Here is a 609-nt window from a genome sequence, read left to right as displayed (position 1 = left end):
TAGCTTGATTTGGGACTGTTCCCAAGTAAGGTAATAAAATAATGAATAAGAAAATACTGCTTCCCCTAATGTTAGGGATGTCCGCGACTGCTGCTGCTTCTGATAACAAGGTTGTAGAAAGTGTCTTGATTGATAACATCGCGCTAGAAGGTTACGTAAAGAAAAGTTATGAGGTCGTGATGCAAAGCGATCCTGAGCTTTTCCCGTACGAGTTTCGTGGTAGCCGTGTGCAGATGAAGTTACTGGTTGAGTTATTCCATAACTCAAAGAACGACAAAAACGCGGCTCGCGTGATCACTCTAGGGAATGGTTATGTACCAGGTAAGCCGGGTGTAAAACACACTTTTGATGCAGCGATTGTTGACCGTTTTACTCAAAACTACCCAGTTGCGTTCGATTACAGCATCTATCAAGCTGGTGGCACGCCTGTATTTAGTGAGGATTACTCACCGCAAAACGAAGCCAATGATGTTTCGGTATCGACAACCACGGTTGCACCGTCTATCGGCTTAACCGCGACTGCAACACCGGGCTCGGCACCAAGTTTTTCTGGCTCGTTGACGACCGATCTCGGTGTGGCTTATACGTCTCGCTACTCAAGTAAGGATT

At 46.0% G+C, this 609-nt stretch carries 1 pseudogene; it reads left to right on the top strand.

The annotated features are described in order from the left end of the window. Positions 1-41: 41 nt before the first annotated feature. Positions 42-609: pseudogene (locus R7R24_RS28400) on the top strand (hemolysin); the annotation flags it as partial.

It is taken from the genome of Vibrio sp. 704 (assembly GCF_033339295.1).
Note: the sequence above shows the minus strand (reverse complement) of the source record. Positions and strands in the feature narration are given on the sequence as shown.